The organism is Bradyrhizobium sp. NBAIM18, from assembly GCF_020193825.1.
GTDB classification, from domain to species: Bacteria; Pseudomonadota; Alphaproteobacteria; order Rhizobiales; family Xanthobacteraceae; genus Bradyrhizobium; species Bradyrhizobium yuanmingense.
Map to the genome: position 1 here is coordinate 347,440 of NZ_JADYVO010000001.1, position 17,193 is coordinate 364,632.

The following is a 17,193-nucleotide window of genomic DNA, read 5'->3' on the forward strand; positions in this document are numbered from 1 at the left end:
AGCGATAACGCGCCCAGCGACTTCTCGGAGGAACGTCGGAATGCTTGGTTTGATGCAAGATTGGCCCCTGCTCTGCCACCGGATCATCGAACACGCCGCCAAGATTCATGGCAAGCAGGAGGTGGTCACACGCTCGGTCGAGGGACCGATCCATCGCACCAACTACGCCGAGATCCACAAGCGCGCGCTCAAGGTCTCGCAGATCCTGGAGCGCGACGGCATCAAGCTCGGCGATCGCGTCGCAACGATCGCCTGGAACACCTGGCGCCATCTGGAGGTCTGGTACGGCATCATGGGGATCGGCGCCATCTGCCATACCGTCAATCCGCGCCTTTTCCCCGAACAGATCGCCTGGATCATCAATCATGCGCAGGATCGCGTCGTGATGACCGATCTCACCTTCATTCCGATCCTGGAGAAGATCGCGGACAAGCTGCCCAGCGTAGAGCGCTACATCGTGCTCACCGACAAGGCTCACATGCCGGAGACCACGCTGAAGAACGCGGTCGCCTACGAGGACTGGATTGCGCAGGCCGACGGCAAATTCAAATGGAAGGACTTTGACGAGAACACGGCGGCGGCGATGTGCTACACCTCCGGCACGACCGGCGATCCCAAGGGTGTGCTGTATTCGCATCGCTCCAACGTGCTGCACGCGCTGATGGCCAACAACGTCGACGCGCTCGGCACCAGTGCGTCCGAGACAATGCTGCCGGTGGTTCCGCTGTTCCATGCCAACAGCTGGGGCATCGCCTTCTCCGCGCCCTCGCAGGGCACCAAGCTGGTGATGCCGGGCGCCAAGCTCGACGGCGCCTCGGTCTACGAACTGCTCTCGACCGAGAAGGTGACGCACACCGCCGGCGTGCCGACGGTGTGGTTGATGCTGCTCCAGCACATGACCGCCAACAATCTCAAGCTGCCGGATCTGAAGATGGTGATCTGCGGCGGCTCGGCGATGCCGCGCTCGATGATCAAGGCCTTCCTCGACATGGGCTCGAACGTCCGCCACGCCTGGGGCATGACCGAGATGAGCCCGATCGGAACCGTCGCGGCGCTGAAGCCGCCGTTCCAGAATGCGACCGGCGATGCCAGGCTCGACGTGCTGCAGATGCAGGGTTATGCGCCGTTCGCCGTGCAGATGAAGATCACCGACGATGCCGGCAAGGAGCTGCCCTGGGACGGCAAGACCTTCGGCCGCCTCAAGGTCTCCGGGCCCGCCGTCGCCAAGGCCTATTACCGCGTCGATAGCAACATCCTCGACGAGGACGGCTTCTTCGACACCGGCGACGTCTCGACCATCGACGAGGACGGCTATATGCGGATCACCGACCGCTCCAAGGACGTGATCAAGTCCGGCGGCGAGTGGATCTCCTCGATCGACCTCGAAAACCTCGCGGTCGGCCACCCCGCCGTGGCGGAAGCCGCCGTGATCGGCGTGTTCCACCCCAAATGGGACGAGCGGCCGCTGCTGATCGTGCAGCTCAAGCAGGGCCAGCAGGCCACGCGCGAGGACATCCTCAAATTCATGGAGGGCAAGATCGCCAAATGGTGGATGCCCGACGACGTCGCTTTCGTCGACGGCATTCCGCACACCGCCACCGGCAAGATCCTGAAGACGGCGCTGCGCGACCAGTTTAAGGATTACCGGTTCCCGAACGCGGCGGCGTGACGGGCTGGGTGCGCCCCTCCTTGGAGGGGCGTCTGACTTGTTGAAGCCTCCACGACGTCATGACCGGGCTTGTCCCGGCCAATTACGCCTTGCCCCGCGGTGCGGAGAACGTGGATGCCCGGGACAAGCCCGGGCATGACGGCTTGGGCGTAGTCGGAACTCTTGAATTTGCCCCTCGGCCGTGGTCTCAACGGCGCATCGTCGCGCCAGATCGGCCGGCATCGCCAACCCCGGCAGAGCTCACCCGATGGCCCGCAGGTTTTCCGCTCCCTACCAGTCGGAGCCCGTGTCCAGCCTCGCGAGCTGGGCGCGCAATCTGGCCGTTTTCGCGGTTCTGGCGGTGGTGGTGTCGATCATCGTCGTCCGTTTCGATTTCCTGGAGCCCAAGCCGGCGCTGGCGACGTTCATCGGCGGGCTCGCGATCGCCGGCCTCTCGATCCTGTTCGGGCTCGCCGGCTTTGCCGCGATCTGGCAGAACGGCTCGCGCGGCATGGCGCGCATCCTGCTCGCCTTCCTGATCGACGGGGCGATCCTCGCCTATCCCGCCTATTTGGCCTTTCAATATCGCAAGCTGCCGTCGATCTACGACATCACCACCAATCCGATCGATCCGCCGCGCTTCGATGCGCTGGCGCGCCTGCGCACCGGCGAGGGCACCAACACCGCGGTCTATGCCGGCCTCTATTCGGCGGAGCAGCAGCGCCATTTCTATCCCGAGATCGAGCCCGTCGAGCTCGAGATCTCGGCCGACCGCGCCTATGCGATCGCGCTTCAGCTCGTCCACAAGCGCAAATGGATCGTGATCGACGAGCGCGCACCGCAGCCGCCGCGCCGCATCGGCCGCATCGAGGCGGTGGCGCGCACGCCGATCATGGGTTTCCGCGAGGACGTTTCGATCAGGGTCGTGCCGGATGGCGATGATTCCCGCGTCGATATCCGCTCTGCGTCGCGCAATTTCGACAGCGACCTCGGCAGCAACGCCGCGCGTGTCAAGACATTCATAGACGACCTCAACACCGCCGCCGACGCCGATGCACTCAAGCCGGTGAAGAAGACGCCAGTGACGCCGCCCAAGGCGCCGGCGAAGACGGTGAAGAAGTGACTTGGCGAATGGGGAGTAGCGAATAGCGAATGGAGCCGCCCATTCGCTATTCCCCATTCGCTATTCGCCCCTAGGCCATCCGATAGGTCCCGCCGATCACGGGATCGCCATCCGTCGCCACCACGCCGCGGGCGACCAGATCTTCCAAATGCGCCAGCACGGAATAGCCGGCAGCTGTCGTCAGGCGCGGATCGATACCGATATAGATTGCGCGGACCATGGTCGGGATGTCGGTCTCGCCCTTGGCGAGGCGGTGCAGGATCGAGGCCTCGCGTGCCTTGCGGTGGCGGATCAGGAAGCGCACGAAGCGCTGGCCCTCGGGAATCTCGGGGCCGTGGCCCGAGAAATAGAGATCCTCCTCGCGGGTGGCGAGCCGGTCGAGCGAGTCCATGTAGTCAATCATAGAGCCGTCGGGCGGCGCCACGATCGAGGTCGACCAGCCCATCACGTGATCGCCGACGAAGTTGAACTTCCGCTCCGGCCAGGCGAATGCCAGATGGTTGGCGGTGTGGCCGGGCGTCGCGACGGCCTCGAGCCGCCAGCCGTCACCTTCCACGACGTCGCCGTGCGCGAGATTGACGTCCGGGGCAAAATCGCGGTCGGCGCCGGATTCCGGATTGTGCTTCTCGCTCTCGAATCGCGGCCGCGAGGCGCGATGCGGGCCTTCGGCATAGACCGGCGCAGCCGTCGCCTGCTTGATCCGCGCGGTGTTCGGCGAATGGTCGCGATGGGTGTGGGTGACGAAGATGTGCGTCACGGTCTCGCCGCGCACGGCATCGAGCAGCGCCGCCGCATGCGCCGCATCGTCTGGACCGGGATCGATGATCGCGACATTGCCCTTGCCGACGATGTAGCTGACCGTGCCCGTGAAGGTGAACGGGCTCGGATTGTTGCAGAGCACGCGCCGCACGCCGGGGCGGACCTCCTCGACGATGCCGGGCTTCAGCGGAAAGTTGCGGTTGAACGGGACGTCGTCGTTGTCGGACATGGGACTTCCTGTAGCCACACTCTCTGCCGTCATACCCCGCGAAGGCGGGGTATCCAGTACGCCGCAGCGCCAGTGACAAAAGCGAAGTCTCTGGGATACTGGATCGCCCGCCTGCGCGGGCGATGACACTGGAGCAAGATAGCCGCGGCGGAAAACACAGTGACTAGAAAAACGCCTGAATGCCCGTGATCGCGCGGCCCAAGATCAGGGCGTGGACGTCGTGGGTGCCCTCGTAGGTGTTGACCGTCTCGAGGTTATGGACGTGGCGCATCACGTGATACTCGATCGAGATGCCGTTGCCGCCGTGCATGTCGCGGGCGGTGCGGGCGATGTCGAGGGCCTTGCCGCAATTGTTGCGCTTCATGATCGAGATCATCTCGGGCGCGAACTTGCCCTCGTCCATCAGGCGGCCGACGCGAAGCGAGCCCTGCAGGCCGAGGGCGATCTCGGTCTCCATGTCGGCGAGCTTCTTCTGCACCAGCTGGGTCGCGGCGAGCGGCTTGCCGAACTGCTTGCGATCGAGCGTGTATTGACGGGCGCGGTGCATGCAGTCCTCGGCGGCGCCAAGCGCACCCCAGGAGATGCCGTAGCGGGCGCGGTTGAGGCAGCCGAACGGGCCCTTGAGGCCGGAGACGTTGGGCAGCAGGGCGTCCTCCGGGACCACGACGCCGTCCATCACGACCTCGCCGGTGATGGAGGCGCGCAGCGAGAGCTTGCCGCCGATCTTCGGCGCGGACAGGCCCTTCATGCCCTTCTCCAGCACGAAGCCGCGGATCTGGTTGTCGTGCGCGGCCGACTTGGCCCAGACCACGAAGACGTCGGCGATCGGCGCGTTCGAGATCCACATCTTGCTGCCGGTGAGGCGATAGCCGTCCGACACCTTCTCGGCACGCGTCTTCATCCCGGCCGGATCGGAGCCGGCGTCGGGCTCGGTCAGGCCGAAGCAGCCGACCCACTCGCCACTGGCGAGCTTGGGCAGGTACTTCTTGCGCTGGTTCTCGTCGCCATAGGCGTAGATCGGGTACATCACCAGCGAGGACTGCACCGAGTTCATCGAGCGATAGCCGGAATCGACCCGCTCGATCTCGCGTGCGACGAGGCCATAGGCGACGTAGCTCGCATTGGCGCAGCCATATTCTTCCGGCAGCGTGATGCCGATCAGGCCGAGCTCGCCCATCTCGTTGAAGATCTCGCGATCGGTCTTCTCTTCCAGATAGGCCTTGGAGACGCGCGGCAGCAGCTTGTCCTGCGCATAGGCGCGGGCGGTGTCGCGCACCATGCGCTCGTCTTCGGTGAGCTGCTCGTCGAGCAGGAACGGATCGTCCCACTGGAAAGAAGCCGCAGCCGGCTTGTCCTTGGCCTGAGGGCGCACGCTCATGAAACGTCCTTTCGCGTCTGGTTCCGTCGATAATTGCCCGACAAAGTAAAGCGCCGCGGCAACAAGTTCAATTGCATCCTGGCTTCGGTCGTTGCGGGGTGGCGCTTTCAGCGCGACCGGGAAAGACAATGCGTGTCAGCTTTCGAGCTGCTCGTTGGCGACGATCTCGATGCCGAAGCCCGATAGGCCCTTGTAGTCGTGCACCGACGAGGTGAGATGCCGGATCGAAGTCACGCCGAGGTCGCGCAGGATCTGCGCGCCGACGCCGACCTCGCGCCACTGGCGGTTGCGGTCGGCCTCCGTCGACGTCTCGTCCGGCAGCGGCGAAACGGGTACGCCGGCCGCGCCGTCGCGCAGGTAGACCAGCACGCCGCGGCCGGTCTTCTTGAAATGCTCGAGCACGGCGGCCATGCGCTTGTGGCCGGTGAAGGTGTCCTTGACGATGTTCGGCTTGTGAAAGCGCGTCAGCACGTTCTTGCCGTCCCCGACCCCGTTGTAGACGAAGGCGACGTGAGCAATGGAATCGAACGGCGAGCGGTAGGCGTAGCCCTGCAACGGACCGATCGGGCTGTCCGTGACGAAGGTCGAGACCCGCTCGATCAGCTTCTCGCGCGCCTGGCGGTAGGCGATCATGTCCGCGATGGTGACGTGCTTGAGCTTGTGCCTGACCGCGAATTGCGCGACCTGCTCGCCCTTCATCACGCTGCCGTCGTCGTTCATGAGCTCGCTGATGACGCCGACCGGCGGCAGGCCGGAAAGCTTGCAGAGGTCGACCGCGGCCTCGGTGTGGCCGGAGCGAAGCAGCACGCCGCCGTCCTTGGCGATCAGCGGGAAGATGTGGCCGGGCCGGGCGAAGTCGTTGGCGCCGACATTGGGATTGGCGAGCGCGCGGCAGCACGAGGCGCGCTCCTCGGCGGAGATGCCGGTGCCGCCGTCGGGCTTGTAGTCGATCGAGACCGTGAACGCGGTGGTGTGCGCGGAATCGTTGTGGGCGACCATCGGATCGAGCCGCAGCCGGCGCGCGTCCTCGGTCGTCACGGGCGCGCAGACGATGCCGGAGGTATGGCGGATGATGAAGGCCATCTTCTCGGCGGTGCACAGCGAGGCGGCGACGATCAGATCGCCCTCGCCCTCGCGGTCCTCGTCGTCGGTGACGACCACGAGCTCACCCCGGGCAAAGGCCTGCAAGACTTCCTGAACGCTATCGGGCATTTCCCAATCTCTATCGGTTATGGCCGGGAGGCTTAGCCGGACTTGGGTCGGGGCGCTAGTCTCCCCAGCGCAACCACATATGCCCGAGGGCGGGCCTGCCGATGGGTTTCAGGCTTGCACCGGGCATACCAGCGATATAGGCGCAGATTGCCCGCAAGGAAGGCGGCCCTACGCTGTCAGGGCAGCACCTCGCGGCGCTCGCCGAGGCGCTGATCGAGCTCGGCGCGCTTGTCCGCGAGCAGGCCGGCCTGGGCGGCTTCGATCACGGTAAACAGCTCATGTGCATCGCTGAGCCGGGTCACGGTGACGTAGCTGGCGCCGGCCTCGTAGAGCGCGCTGACGTCGGCCAACAGGTCGGCCGTGGCGACGATCAGGGCGGTCGGATTGAGCGCGCGGACGTGACGGACCAGCTTCTCGTTGGTGGCGCCCTTCAGCAGCGAATCCGGCACGCTGAGGATGATCATCTCGGACTTGCCGACGCCGGCATGGAGCAGCGTGTCGGCGCTGCTGATGTCGCCATAGATCACGTGCAGACCACGTGAAAGCAGGGTCTGGTACACATTGGGGTTGAAATCGACCACAGTGATCTGCTCGAGCAGCACCGGTGCCTGCCGTTCGATCTCGGCCAGCAGCGCGCTCGCCGCACGGAAAAAGCCGAGGATAACGATGCGGCGGGCCTCGCCATGGCCGCCCCCGTGGCCCTCCTCGGCATGGCCGTTGCCATGGTCGAGATCGCGCAGGCCGATCCGCTTCAAGGGGCCGATCGCCCAGCGGGTGATCTCGTCGCTGCGGGTCATCACGAAGGTCGAGAGCACCGCCAGCACCACGAAGGCGAACGAAGCCGCATTCGCCGTCTCGGCTGCGATGTGGCGGTCCGCGACGCCGGTCTGGATCACGACCAGCGAGAACTCGGAGATTTGCGCGAGGTTGAGCGCCGGCAACAGGCTGGCGCGCAGGCCCTGCTTCATCAGATAGAGCGGGGTGAAGGTGGTGACGAGGCGGCTCACCACCGTGAACGCCGCGATCATCAAGGCGAGGCTGATCACCGAGAGGCCGGGCACGGGAATGGTCATGCCGAGCGCGACGAAGAACAGCGTGATGAAGAAGTCGCGCAGCGTGGTGACCTTGGCGGTGACATCGAGCGCATAGGGGAAGGTCGAGAGCGAGACGCCGGCGATCAGCGCACCCATCTCGCGCGACAGCGACAGTTGATAGGCGGTCTCGGCGACGAGAAAGCACCAGGCGAGCGCACCGAGCAGGATCAGCTCGGGCCGCCGCGCGATCTGGTGGAACACGCGCGGCAGCACGTAGCGGCTGACCAGAAGCGCGGCCGTGACCAGCACCGCGACGCGGCCGATCGAGAGCAGGATGACGCTGACCTGCAGATTGGCGAGACTCGGCTGCACCGCCAGGAACAGGATGGCGAAAATGTCCTGGAGCACCAGCACGCCGAGCGTGATGCGGCCCGGCAGCGTGTCGAGCTCGCGCTTCTCGTAGAGCACCTTGACGATGATGACCGTGCTCGACAGCGCGCAGGCGACGCAGAGATAGACCGCATCGAAATGCCCACCGCCGAGCGACAGGCCGATGCCGACGAAGAACAGAAGCCCGAGCAGACAGCCGCCCAGCAGCTGGCTGCCCGCCGCGAACAGGATCACCCGCCCGGCCCGAACGATCTTCTTCAGGTCGATCTCGAGCCCGATCATGAACAGCATGAAGATCAGGCCAAGCTCGGAGATGACGCTGATCGATTCCTGCGAATGGACCCAGCCGGCGCCGAATGGACCTATGCAGAAGCCGGCGATAAGGTAGGCCAGGATCAGTGGTTGCCGGGAGAAATGGGCGAGAAGCCCCAGCATCCAGGCGAACAGAATAGAGAGTGTGATATCGCGAATGAGCTCATGCATGCCAAATTGGTCCGTTTTGCCGCACCCTAGAGGTGGGTTGCGGTGCGGCAAGCGAGCAATTCGTCACATGCGGAATGGGCTCATCGCAGCCATGCTGCTGGGTCCCCTCGCCTTTGCCGTGCCCGCCGCCGCGCAATCCAAGGTCAGTATCGAACAAAACTTTGCCGATTCGCTCACCACGCCGCCGAAGGAGGACCTCGCCGTCTCCGGCGGTTTCTACGTGCCCGCCTATTCCAGCGTCGCGATGAGCCAGGGCAAGCTGCGTGTCGACTTCTCGGTGACGCTGAGCGTACACAACGCCTCCGAGACCCAGCCGCTGGTCATCAAACGCATCGCCTATTTCGACACCGCAGGCAAGCAGGTCGAGAGCTATCTGAAGACGCCGGTGGCGTTGAGGCCGCTCGCCACCGTCTCGATCTTCATTCCGACCGACGACGTGCGCGGCGGGACCGGCGCCAATTTTCTGGTCGACTGGGCCGCCACGGGCGAGATCGCAGAACCCGTGGTCGAAGCCTTAATGGTTGGCGGCATCGCCAACGCGCATTACGCTTTCATCAGTCAGGGCCGTCCGACCAGGACGGCCGGCAAGAAGTAAGGCGGCCGGTGCAAAGCCGACGCTCAACAAGAACAAAACGAGGAACGCTCCCATGACGTCCAGCTTCGATTTCGCGCCCCTGTTTCCAGCAGGGCTGCCGGCCCCGTCTGCGCGCTGGACGGGCCTTGCCAAATACAGCTTCGTCGGCGGCAACAACGATTCCGAACAGGTGCCGCTCGACGAGCTGATCGAAGCGGCCGACACGGTGCTGCGGCGCGAGGGCCGCTCGCTCGCCACCTACGGTCTGGCGCATGGTCCGCAGGGCTACCTGCCGTTGCGCGAATTCCTGGTGACGAAACTCAAGCGTGACGCCGGCATCAGCTGCACGGTCGACGACCTCCTGATCGTCTCCGGCTCGCTGCAGGCGCTCGACCTCGTCAACGCCACCCTACTGACGCGCGGCGACACCGTGATTTTCGAGCAGGAGAGCTATCAGGGCTCCCTGACACGGCTGGCGCGGCTCGGCGTCAACGTCGTCGGCATTCCCCTCGACCAGGACGGCATGCGCATGGATCTGCTGGCCTCCGCGCTGGCCGACCTGAAGCGCCGCGGCATCCGGCCGAAATACATCTACACCATCCCGACGGTGCAGAATCCGACCGGCAGTATCATGCCCGAGAGCCGCCGCACCGAGCTGGTGCGGCTCGCGACCGAATATGGCGTGCCGATCTTCGAGGACGATTGCTATGCCGACCTCATCTGGTCGGGGCAGCGGCCGCCCGCGATCTACGCGATGAGCGAGAGCGGCGGCGTGATCCATATCGGCTCGTTCTCCAAGTCGATCGCGCCGGCGCTGCGCGTCGGCTTCGTCGTGGCGCCCTGGGAGGTGATGTCGCGGATGCTGGCGCTGAAGACGGATGCTGGCTCCGGTGCGCTGGAGCAGATGGTGCTCGCCACCTATTGCAAGCCGCATTTTTCAACTCACGTGCCGGCCCTGACCAAGGCGCTGCGCACCAAGCTCGACACGCTCATGGAAGCGCTCAACGAGCAGTTCGGGACCGCCGCTGAGTTCGAGGAGCCCAAGGGCGGCATCTTCCTTTGGGTGAAGCTGCCCGACCAGGTCGATACGCTGAAGCTGTATCAGGCCGCGCTCGCCGCCGGCGTCTCGATCAATCCGGGGCCGGAATGGTCGACCAGCAAGGGCCATTCCGCCTCGCGGCTGCGGCTGTGCTTTGCCAGCCCCACGCACCAGCAGATCCGCGATGGCGTCGCCGTGCTAGCCGAAGTCTGCCGCAAGGAGTTTGGCGTGCCCGCCCGCAGCGCCAACGTAGAGAAGCGAGCCTGAGGCCCAGTCCGGACGTCTCCTCACGCCGCCTGTGGCTGACTGCCGTGAATAGCGGAAGCCAGCCGCAGCAACAGGACGATGGAGACGTTGCCTTTGCCGGCCTCGATCTGGGCGATGTAGCGCTCGGAAATCCCCGAGCGCCGGGCCAGCTCCCGGCGCGACAGATCGCAGCGCATGCGTGAGGACCGCAACCGATCGCCCAGCTCGCTCAGAAACGCGGCCTCGGAATAAGGCGGTACGGCACAGCTCCCCGGCAGTACTTCGCCCGCAAAATCCATGACTTGATTCAGCATTGCTCTATCCACGTTCGCCTTCGGGAAACGCCATCTTACCTTCGAACCGCCCCGCCTCATTGACGCGGATCAAATTCGCGGGCGATCGGCAGCCGCCGTGGCAGGGCCGCGCGCGGGATGCTAAACTTTGGAATTGTTCGAGGCGGGGTTTTTCAGGACATGATGCGTTGTTCGGGCCGCTGGATCGCGGCTGCGGTGCTGTGGGTCGCGTTCACCCCCACGGCTGGTGCCGAGACGCTGGCCGTGACCGTGGAGCAATGGGGCCTGCTCGGCTCCTGGGCGGTCGATTGCTCGGGTAGGCCCGACCGCGACCAGGGCGCGCGCTTGACTTACGAAATCCGGAAAGACGGCCGGGTGATGTACCGGCGCGATTTCGGCGACGTCAGGGACGAGAACGAGGTGGTGTCCGCCACGGTCAATGCCGAGGGCCTGCTCAATGTCATGGTGTACTTCCCCTCGCTGCATCAGGCCCGCGAGTTCGGGTTGCTGTTGCAGAAGGACGGCAGCCTGCGCGCGATCTACAATCGCAGCGAGCGCGGCGAGTACACAATCAGCAACGGCAAATACGTCGCCAGCGGTGCGCCGACGCCCGCGCAGCAGCGCTGCGACTAGCACGCCTTCGTCTGAACATCCGTTCAGAATTCTCTCCCCGCTCCTCCGGAACGTTCGCGCAAATCTGCGGTTTAGATGTGCATTCGTTTGGAGGAGGACATCATGACGAAGCTTGGTTATGTGGTTGCGGCTCTCGGTGCGCTTGTGATCGCGGCGCCCACGCTCGCAAGTGCGGAGACGGTGGTGATCAAGCGCAGCGGCGGCTATCATCATCATCACCACGGCCCGTACGGCGCCCGCGCCGAATTCCGCGGACATCGTCATCACGGCTGGCATCGCCACGATCGCGGCGACAAGGTCGTCGTGATCAAGCGCAGCCATCGCCATCACCACTGGGACTAAGGCGCAACGCGACAAGGAAATGGCCCCTCACGGGGCCATTTCTATTGCCCGATCACTGCAGCTAATCCCACGCCGGCGCGAAGCCTGGATTGACGCAGCGTCTGTCCTTCGCCAGCGCGGCGATCTTCTCGCGGTCGGCATCGTCGAGCGTGATCTTCAGCGCGTCGAGATTGGCCTGCTGGCTCTCGCGCCGCGAGGTCTTCGGGATCGCGGCGAGGCCGTCCTGGTCGAGCAGCCATTTCAAAGCGACCTGCGCGGCGGTGGCATCGTGCCGGGCGCCGATGTCGGCGAGCACCGGATCGCTCGCGAAACGCCCTTGCGCCAGCGGACAATAGGCAACCAGCGGGATCGACCTCGGCTGGAGATAGGCAAGCACCTTCGATTGATCGAGCATGGCGTGATATTCGACCTGGTTGCAGGCGATTGGCGCCTTGATCTCCTCGACCGCGACCTTGAGCAGCGCGGTGGTGAAATTGGCAACGCCGATGGCGCGCGTGCGCCCCTCCTCCTTGAGCGTCATCAGCGTTTCGAACACCGCCCCCCAGTTCGCGGCCTTCGACGGCCAATGCACGAGATAGAGATCGACATGGTCGAGCCGGAGCTTCTTGAGGCTGGCGTCGAAAGCGCGGCGGATCGCATCGGAGCTGAGGTTCTCGTGCCAGACTTTCGTGGTGACGTGCAACTCGCCACGCGACGCGCCGGACGCGGCGATGGCCGCGCCGATCGCCTCCTCGTTGGCGTACATCTCGGCGGTATCGATGTGGCGATAGCCGATCGAAAGCGCGCTCTCGACCGCGGCACGGCAGGCATCGCCCTGCATGCGGAAGGTGCCGAGGCCGAGCTTGGGCATGCTGATGCCCTGTGTTTTCAGATGATCCATGCAACAGGCTCCTGAGCAATTCGGCCCACCGGATCGCGCGGCGATGCCGCGTGAGCAGACTTTTCGGTGATGGAAAAGAAGTGGCGGGACCCCTCACCCTAGCGCGGGAGGAGCACAGCGGCCAATCAAGATCGGGTTAGCAATGCCTCTCCATCGTCATGGCCGGGCTTGTCCCGGCCATCCACGCATTGCCACGCGGCACGAAGAACGTGGATGCCCGGGACAAGCCCGGGCATGACGACTGGCGCGCCGCAACCTCACCAATGCTGCGCCACGACCGCGGGTTGCACCTGCGGCTGCGGCACGATGTCGACCGACCAGAGGTCGCGATTGTCGACGTCCTTCAGGGTCACCGTCATCACGCCGCTGTGGCCATCGATGTCGACCCGCCCGAAGAACTGCAAGCCGAAGCAGGGCGCGAGATTCTCGCCTTGCGCAGCGCTGCAGCCATGCTGGTACATCGCGACCGGGCCGAAGGTGTCGTCGAGTTCGCCCGGTCCCCAGCTGCCGGCATGCAGCGGGCCGGAGACGAACTCCCAGAATGGCTCGAAATCCTTAAATTGCGCCTTGTTCGGATCGTAGTAGTGCGCGGCGGTGTAATGCATGTCGGCGGTGAGCCAGACGATGTTGCGGATACCGGCGCGCGTGATGAATGCGAGCAGATCAGCGATCTCGTGCTCGCGCCTGGCGGGCGGCCCATCGCCGAGCGCAACGGCATCCAGGCTGATCAGGCCAATCGGCAAGTCGGCCGCGATCACCTTCCAGGTCGCGCGCGAAGCGGCGAGCTCGCGCTTGAGCCAGGCGAGCTGCTCGGCGCCCAGGATCCAGCCGCGGTGATCATCGCCCTTGTTCCAGCTCTCGTCGCGGTAGCTGCGCATGTCGATCATGAAGACGTCGAGCAGCGGGCCATAGGCGATCTTGCGATAGACGCGGCCGTGCCGCGCGCCGATGTCGCGGATTGGCATGAAGTCGAAGAAGGCCCGGCGGGCTCGCGCGACCAGGCGCGGGGTGCCGTCGTCCTCGTGTCCGGACTCGTCATAGGTCCCGATCGGCGACCAGTCGTTGGTCACCTCGTGATCGTCCCATTGCGCGAACATCGGCACCTGCGCATGGAAGGCGCGAAAGTGTTCGTCGAGATGGTTGTATTTGTAGTTGCCGCGGAACTGAGCCAGGGTGTGCGCCACCTCCGACTTCTCTTCGGTGACGAGGTTGCGCCAGGTCTCGCCGTTCGGCAGCTTCTGTTCGGAAGGGATCGTGCAGTCCGCGTAGATGTGATCGCCACAGTGGATGAAGAAATCAGGATTGTTATCGAGCATGGTGCGATAGCTGCGATAGCCGCCGCGGGAGACGTCGATGCCCCAGCCCTGACCCGCGGTGTCACCGGACCACAGAAACGAGATCGACTGGCGCGCTGCCGGCGCGGTGCGGAAATGGCCGACGCGGCTTTCGCCGACGAGTCCGGTGGCGATGTCGTCGAAGCGGACGCGGTAGAAGATGTCCTGCCCGGGCGGCAGATCCGCCAGCAGGAGTTTTGCAGTGAGATCGGCAGCGGGCAGCGCATCGCCGGAGGCCGAGACGATGATGGTCTTGAAGCTCTCGACCGTGGAGCATTCCACCTGCATCCGCGCGGGCTGATCGGCGCGCGCCCAGATCACCGCGGAGCCGCCGGAGACATCGCCGGACTGGATGACGCCTGCGATCTGCGGCCGATCGGCGGCGCGGCTCAAGTGAGGCTTCGCGAGCGCGGCGATGGCGAGACTGGAAGCGGAGCGGACCAGAAACTGCCGCCGGGTCCATACGCGCGAGGCGCGGAGCGTTGCCATTCAGGAGACCTTCGTCGAATCGCGACGGAAGGTGCCTGCGCTCCTTGACTCCCAGCTTACGGTTTCTTGACTCCGCGCCTACGGTTTTGCGACGCGGGGATGACGCCTGTGATCAGCGCTTCCAGTTGCAGATGCCGCCGGAGCGGCATGGCCAGGTCTGGATGCGGGTGTCCAGCGCCTGCGCATCGAGCGGATTGGCGCGGCGGTGCGCGAGCTTGGCGCGGGCCGCGCCCCGCGGCTGGCCGCTCGCCGCATGCGTGCCCTTCGGCTCGGCCACACGAACGCGTTCGGCAGCAACCTTCTTCGGCACATCGACCGGCTCAGCACGCGCCTGCGCTTCGTTCGCGCCACGCGCTTCGAGCGCGACCGGCGCGAAGTGCGTCTCCGGCCCGAGACGTTTCGGCGACAGCACCGCCTTGGAGAGATCGAGACCGAGATATTCGCCGGGCTTGTAGTCGTCGGCGCGCGCAACACCGGCCCCTGCGACCAGGAGGGCGAAGGCAATTGCGAAGGGAACGCTTTTCAGGACCACGGACGCCTCCTGAAATCGATTTATGAAAGGGGCAATTTACTCCTATCTAGGAGGCGCCGCGCGTAATTCCAGCGGTCAAATGCCGCCGTGGTTAAGAAGTTTGACGGTGTCAGGCGACCTTTCGCGCAGCGTCCGTCCCGTCCAGGAACCCCATCAGGCGGCTGCGGATGATGGCTTCCGCCTCGCCCATGATGCGATCGATCAGCTCCTTGCAGGACGGGATGTCGTGGATCAGGCCCGCGACCATGCCGCAGCTCCAGGCACCAGCGTCCATCTGGCCGTCCAGCATGATCTTGGGATAGACGCCCGCGACCTGGTCGTGGATGTCGTCGATCGTGAGCTTGGCGCCCTTCTCGCGCTCGATCTCGAGCAGGCGGTCGACATTGGCGTTCTTCAGGACGCGCTCGGTATTGCGCAACGCCCGCATGATCAGGCGGGTGTCGAGCTCGGTGGCTGCGACCAGCGCGTTCTTGACGTTCTGGTGCACCGGCGCTTCCTTGGTGGCGATGAAGCGCGTGCCCATGTTCATACCGGCCGCGCCCAGCGAGAGCGCCGCGACCAGGCTGCGACCATCGGCCATGCCGCCAGAGGCGACGAACGGGATCTTCAGCTCTTCCGCCGCACGCGGCAGCAGGATCATGTTGGGAATGTCGTCCTCGCCGGGATGGCCGCCGCACTCGAAGCCGTCGACGCTGACGGCGTCGCAGCCGATGCGCTCGGCCTTCAGCGAGTGGCGCACCGATGTGCATTTGTGGATGACCTTGATGCCGGCGGCCTTCAGCGCCGGCATGTAGGCTTCCGGGCTGCGGCCCGCGGTCTCCACCGCCTTGATGCCACCCTCGACGATGGCCGCGATGTATTCCGGATAAGGCGGCGCCGAGAAGGTCGGCAGGAAGGTGAGGTTGACGCCGAACGGCTTGTCCGTCATGTCGCGGCAGCGCGCGATCTCCTTGGCGAGCAGCTCGGGCGTCTTCTGCGTGAGACCGGTGATGATGCCGAGCCCGCCGGCATTGGAGACGGCAGCGGCCAGCTCGGCGAAGCCGACGAAATGCATGCCGCCCTGGATGATCGGGTGCTCGATGCCGAACAGTTCGGTGATCGCGGTCTTCACTGAAGGTCCTCCCGGTATTGCTTGATGTTGAGCTCAGTCTAGCCGGACTTTCTCGCCGCGGTCACCATTTCTCTCCGAAGGGGCGGATCTCGATCTCGAAGGTCCAGGCGCTCTTCGGCTGCTGGTAAAGCTGCCAATAGGCGTTCGCGACCGATGACGGCGGCATCAGGAGATCGGGATTATCGAGCGCATTCGGCCCGAGCGCCTCGAGCCGCCGCTGGCGCACCCATTCGGTGTCGACGCCGGAATCGATGACGAGATGGGCGACGTGGATGTTCTTCGGCCCGAGCTCGCGCGCCATCGCCTGCGCGACCGCGCGCAGGCCGAACTTGGCGCTGGCGAAGGCGGCATACCCGCTGCCGCCGCGCAGGCTTGCAGTCGCACCCGTGAAAAAGATGTTGCCGCCGCCGCGCGGCAGCATCAGCCGCGCCGCCTCACGGCCCGCGAGGAAGCCGGAATAGCAGGCCATCTCCCACACTTTCCGAAACACGCGCTCGGTGGTGTCGAGGATCGGGAAATTGACGTTGGCGCCGACGTTGAAGATGCAGACTTCGAGCGGTGCATGCTTGTCGGCGTCATTGAGGAAGGCGATGACCTCGTCTTCCTTCCGCGCGTCGAGTGAGCGGGCGTGGATCTCGCCGCCGGCAGCTTCGATCTCTTGCACCAGCGGCGCCAGCTTATCGCCATTGCGGCGGCCGGCGAAAATCGAGAACCCTTCGGCGGCAAACTTCTTGGCGATCTCGGCGCCGATGAAATCGCCGGCCCCGATGACGGCCGCAGTGGCGTTTCGCTTGGACAAGACCGCCTCCTCCCATGGGCCGCACTGCGAGCGCGCGGCGTTTGTGTGCCGGAGGCTATAGTTCAAAAATAGAACTGTCAAACTGAGCGGCTGAATGTTAGCTTCTAGTGAAAATCCCTCTGATCGATCAACTTAGTTCCTTTTTCAGACTGACGACTCGCAGGAAACCGCATCATGAAATGGGACACGCTGGAGGAAGAGCCCTGCTCGCTTGCGCGCACCGTCGCCGCGATTGGCGACCGCTGGACGCTGCTGATCCTGCGCGAGTGCTTCTTGCGGGTCCGGCGGTTCGAGGCGTTTCAGTCCTCGCTGCAGATCACACGCCATCTGCTCTCGGAGCGTCTGAAGAAGCTGGTCCGCTTCGGCATCCTGCGCCGCGTCCCCTATTCCGAGGCGCCGAAGCGCTACGAATACATCCTCACCCAGAAGGGGCTCGACCTCTACCCGATCATCATGGCGATGGTGCATTGGGGCGACGCCCATATGGGCGACGAGCGCGGCCGCCCGCTGCTGCACGAGCACAAGAGCTGCGGCAAGCTGTTCGATCCCGTAATGGTGTGCTCGGAATGCGGCGAGGTGCTGCATGCCAAGCAGGTGCATGTGCATGCGGGCCCGGGGCGGAGAGAAGCGGCGGAGTGAGTGAGGCGCCGCGCCTCTCGGAGTGA

General features: G+C 64.9%; 17 protein-coding genes. 7 read left to right on the plus strand and 10 right to left on the minus strand.

All coding sequences use genetic code 11. The annotated features are described in order from the left end of the window. The first annotated feature begins 40 nt into the window (after positions 1-40). Complete coding sequence (locus I6F17_RS01640) at positions 41-1,669, plus strand: fatty-acid--CoA ligase (protein ID WP_225123795.1); 1,629 nt, start codon at positions 41-43, stop codon at positions 1,667-1,669. Between the two features lie 247 nt (positions 1,670-1,916). Then, positions 1,917-2,771, plus strand: coding sequence for a DUF1499 domain-containing protein (locus I6F17_RS01645; RefSeq protein ID WP_036004020.1), 855 nt, complete (start codon positions 1,917-1,919; stop codon positions 2,769-2,771). A gap of 70 nt (positions 2,772-2,841) precedes the next feature. On the opposite strand, the gene I6F17_RS01650 is transcribed toward I6F17_RS01645, so the two are convergent. From I6F17_RS01650 to I6F17_RS01665, 4 genes are all read right to left on the minus strand, one after another. Then, entirely contained in the window at positions 2,842-3,759 is a 918-nt protein-coding gene (locus I6F17_RS01650; protein ID WP_036004017.1) for an MBL fold metallo-hydrolase, read from the minus strand. Between the two features lie 163 nt (positions 3,760-3,922). Further along, positions 3,923-5,137 (minus strand): acyl-CoA dehydrogenase, encoded by a 1,215-nt coding sequence (locus I6F17_RS01655; protein ID WP_036004014.1) that lies wholly within the window; start codon positions 5,135-5,137, stop codon positions 3,923-3,925. 135 nt (positions 5,138-5,272) lie between these two features. Continuing rightward, positions 5,273-6,349: a 3,4-dihydroxy-2-butanone-4-phosphate synthase gene (ribB, locus tag I6F17_RS01660; RefSeq protein WP_036004011.1), complete on the minus strand. Its 1,077-nt coding sequence runs from the start codon at positions 6,347-6,349 to the stop codon at positions 5,273-5,275. A gap of 176 nt (positions 6,350-6,525) precedes the next feature. After that, entirely contained in the window at positions 6,526-8,256 is a 1,731-nt protein-coding gene (locus I6F17_RS01665; RefSeq protein WP_225123796.1) for a cation:proton antiporter, read from the minus strand. Between the two features lie 67 nt (positions 8,257-8,323). Here I6F17_RS01665 and I6F17_RS01670 point away from each other — a divergent pair, with 67 nt between their 5' ends. Both I6F17_RS01670 and I6F17_RS01675 read left to right on the plus strand, forming a co-directional pair. Beyond that, positions 8,324-8,851, plus strand: a complete 528-nt coding sequence (locus tag I6F17_RS01670; RefSeq protein WP_036038084.1) for a DUF3124 domain-containing protein — start codon at positions 8,324-8,326, stop codon at positions 8,849-8,851. A 52-nt stretch (positions 8,852-8,903) separates the two neighbouring features. Then, positions 8,904-10,136: a PLP-dependent aminotransferase family protein gene (locus tag I6F17_RS01675; RefSeq protein ID WP_036031027.1), complete on the plus strand. Its 1,233-nt coding sequence runs from the start codon at positions 8,904-8,906 to the stop codon at positions 10,134-10,136. Positions 10,137-10,156: 20 nt separating this feature from the next. Here I6F17_RS01675 and I6F17_RS01680 read toward each other — a convergent pair whose 3' ends face one another. After that, positions 10,157-10,429 (minus strand): helix-turn-helix domain-containing protein, encoded by a 273-nt coding sequence (locus tag I6F17_RS01680; RefSeq protein ID WP_036031024.1) that lies wholly within the window; start codon positions 10,427-10,429, stop codon positions 10,157-10,159. 159 nt (positions 10,430-10,588) lie between these two features. On the opposite strand from I6F17_RS01680, the gene I6F17_RS01685 reads away from it, so the two are divergent. Together I6F17_RS01685 and I6F17_RS01690 are read left to right on the plus strand one after the other, a co-directional pair. Beyond that, positions 10,589-11,041: a hypothetical protein gene (locus I6F17_RS01685; RefSeq protein ID WP_225123797.1), complete on the plus strand. Its 453-nt coding sequence runs from the start codon at positions 10,589-10,591 to the stop codon at positions 11,039-11,041. 102 nt (positions 11,042-11,143) lie between these two features. Further along, on the plus strand, positions 11,144-11,383 hold the full coding sequence (locus tag I6F17_RS01690; protein ID WP_225123798.1) for a hypothetical protein: 240 nt from the start codon (positions 11,144-11,146) through the stop codon (positions 11,381-11,383). Positions 11,384-11,444: 61 nt separating this feature from the next. Here the strand turns inward: I6F17_RS01690 and I6F17_RS01695 are convergent, their stop codons facing one another. The 5 genes from I6F17_RS01695 to I6F17_RS01715 form a co-directional block, all read right to left on the minus strand. Beyond that, positions 11,445-12,263, minus strand: coding sequence for an aldo/keto reductase (locus I6F17_RS01695; RefSeq protein WP_225123799.1), 819 nt, complete (start codon positions 12,261-12,263; stop codon positions 11,445-11,447). Between the two features lie 257 nt (positions 12,264-12,520). Continuing rightward, positions 12,521-14,086, minus strand: coding sequence for an alkaline phosphatase D family protein (locus tag I6F17_RS01700; RefSeq protein WP_225123800.1), 1,566 nt, complete (start codon positions 14,084-14,086; stop codon positions 12,521-12,523). 112 nt (positions 14,087-14,198) lie between these two features. Beyond that, entirely contained in the window at positions 14,199-14,618 is a 420-nt protein-coding gene (locus I6F17_RS01705; protein ID WP_036038096.1) for a hypothetical protein, read from the minus strand. 109 nt (positions 14,619-14,727) lie between these two features. Further along, on the minus strand, positions 14,728-15,729 hold the full coding sequence (locus tag I6F17_RS01710) for a nitronate monooxygenase family protein (protein ID WP_128263650.1): 1,002 nt from the start codon (positions 15,727-15,729) through the stop codon (positions 14,728-14,730). Between the two features lie 61 nt (positions 15,730-15,790). Then, on the minus strand, positions 15,791-16,528 hold the full coding sequence (locus I6F17_RS01715; RefSeq protein WP_225123801.1) for an SDR family oxidoreductase: 738 nt from the start codon (positions 16,526-16,528) through the stop codon (positions 15,791-15,793). Positions 16,529-16,702: 174 nt separating this feature from the next. Between I6F17_RS01715 and I6F17_RS01720 the strand changes: the two genes are divergently transcribed. Beyond that, on the plus strand, positions 16,703-17,167 hold the full coding sequence (locus I6F17_RS01720) for a helix-turn-helix domain-containing protein (protein ID WP_036031008.1): 465 nt from the start codon (positions 16,703-16,705) through the stop codon (positions 17,165-17,167). Positions 17,168-17,193: the final 26 nt, after the last annotated feature.

Coding starts and splice junctions, on each gene's coding strand:
- I6F17_RS01640 (WP_225123795.1), top strand. CDS start 41: ATGCTTGGTTTGATGCAAGATTGGCCCCTGCTCTGCCACCGGATCATC.
- I6F17_RS01645 (WP_036004020.1), top strand. CDS start 1,917: ATGGCCCGCAGGTTTTCCGCTCCCTACCAGTCGGAGCCCGTGTCCAGC.
- I6F17_RS01650 (WP_036004017.1), bottom strand. CDS start 3,759: ATGTCCGACAACGACGACGTCCCGTTCAACCGCAACTTTCCGCTGAAG.
- I6F17_RS01655 (WP_036004014.1), bottom strand. CDS start 5,137: ATGAGCGTGCGCCCTCAGGCCAAGGACAAGCCGGCTGCGGCTTCTTTC.
- ribB (WP_036004011.1), bottom strand. CDS start 6,349: ATGCCCGATAGCGTTCAGGAAGTCTTGCAGGCCTTTGCCCGGGGTGAG.
- I6F17_RS01665 (WP_225123796.1), bottom strand. CDS start 8,256: ATGCATGAGCTCATTCGCGATATCACACTCTCTATTCTGTTCGCCTGG.
- I6F17_RS01670 (WP_036038084.1), top strand. CDS start 8,324: ATGCGGAATGGGCTCATCGCAGCCATGCTGCTGGGTCCCCTCGCCTTT.
- I6F17_RS01675 (WP_036031027.1), top strand. CDS start 8,904: ATGACGTCCAGCTTCGATTTCGCGCCCCTGTTTCCAGCAGGGCTGCCG.
- I6F17_RS01680 (WP_036031024.1), bottom strand. CDS start 10,429: ATGCTGAATCAAGTCATGGATTTTGCGGGCGAAGTACTGCCGGGGAGC.
- I6F17_RS01685 (WP_225123797.1), top strand. CDS start 10,589: ATGATGCGTTGTTCGGGCCGCTGGATCGCGGCTGCGGTGCTGTGGGTC.
- I6F17_RS01690 (WP_225123798.1), top strand. CDS start 11,144: ATGACGAAGCTTGGTTATGTGGTTGCGGCTCTCGGTGCGCTTGTGATC.
- I6F17_RS01695 (WP_225123799.1), bottom strand. CDS start 12,263: ATGGATCATCTGAAAACACAGGGCATCAGCATGCCCAAGCTCGGCCTC.
- I6F17_RS01700 (WP_225123800.1), bottom strand. CDS start 14,086: ATGGCAACGCTCCGCGCCTCGCGCGTATGGACCCGGCGGCAGTTTCTG.
- I6F17_RS01720 (WP_036031008.1), top strand. CDS start 16,703: ATGAAATGGGACACGCTGGAGGAAGAGCCCTGCTCGCTTGCGCGCACC.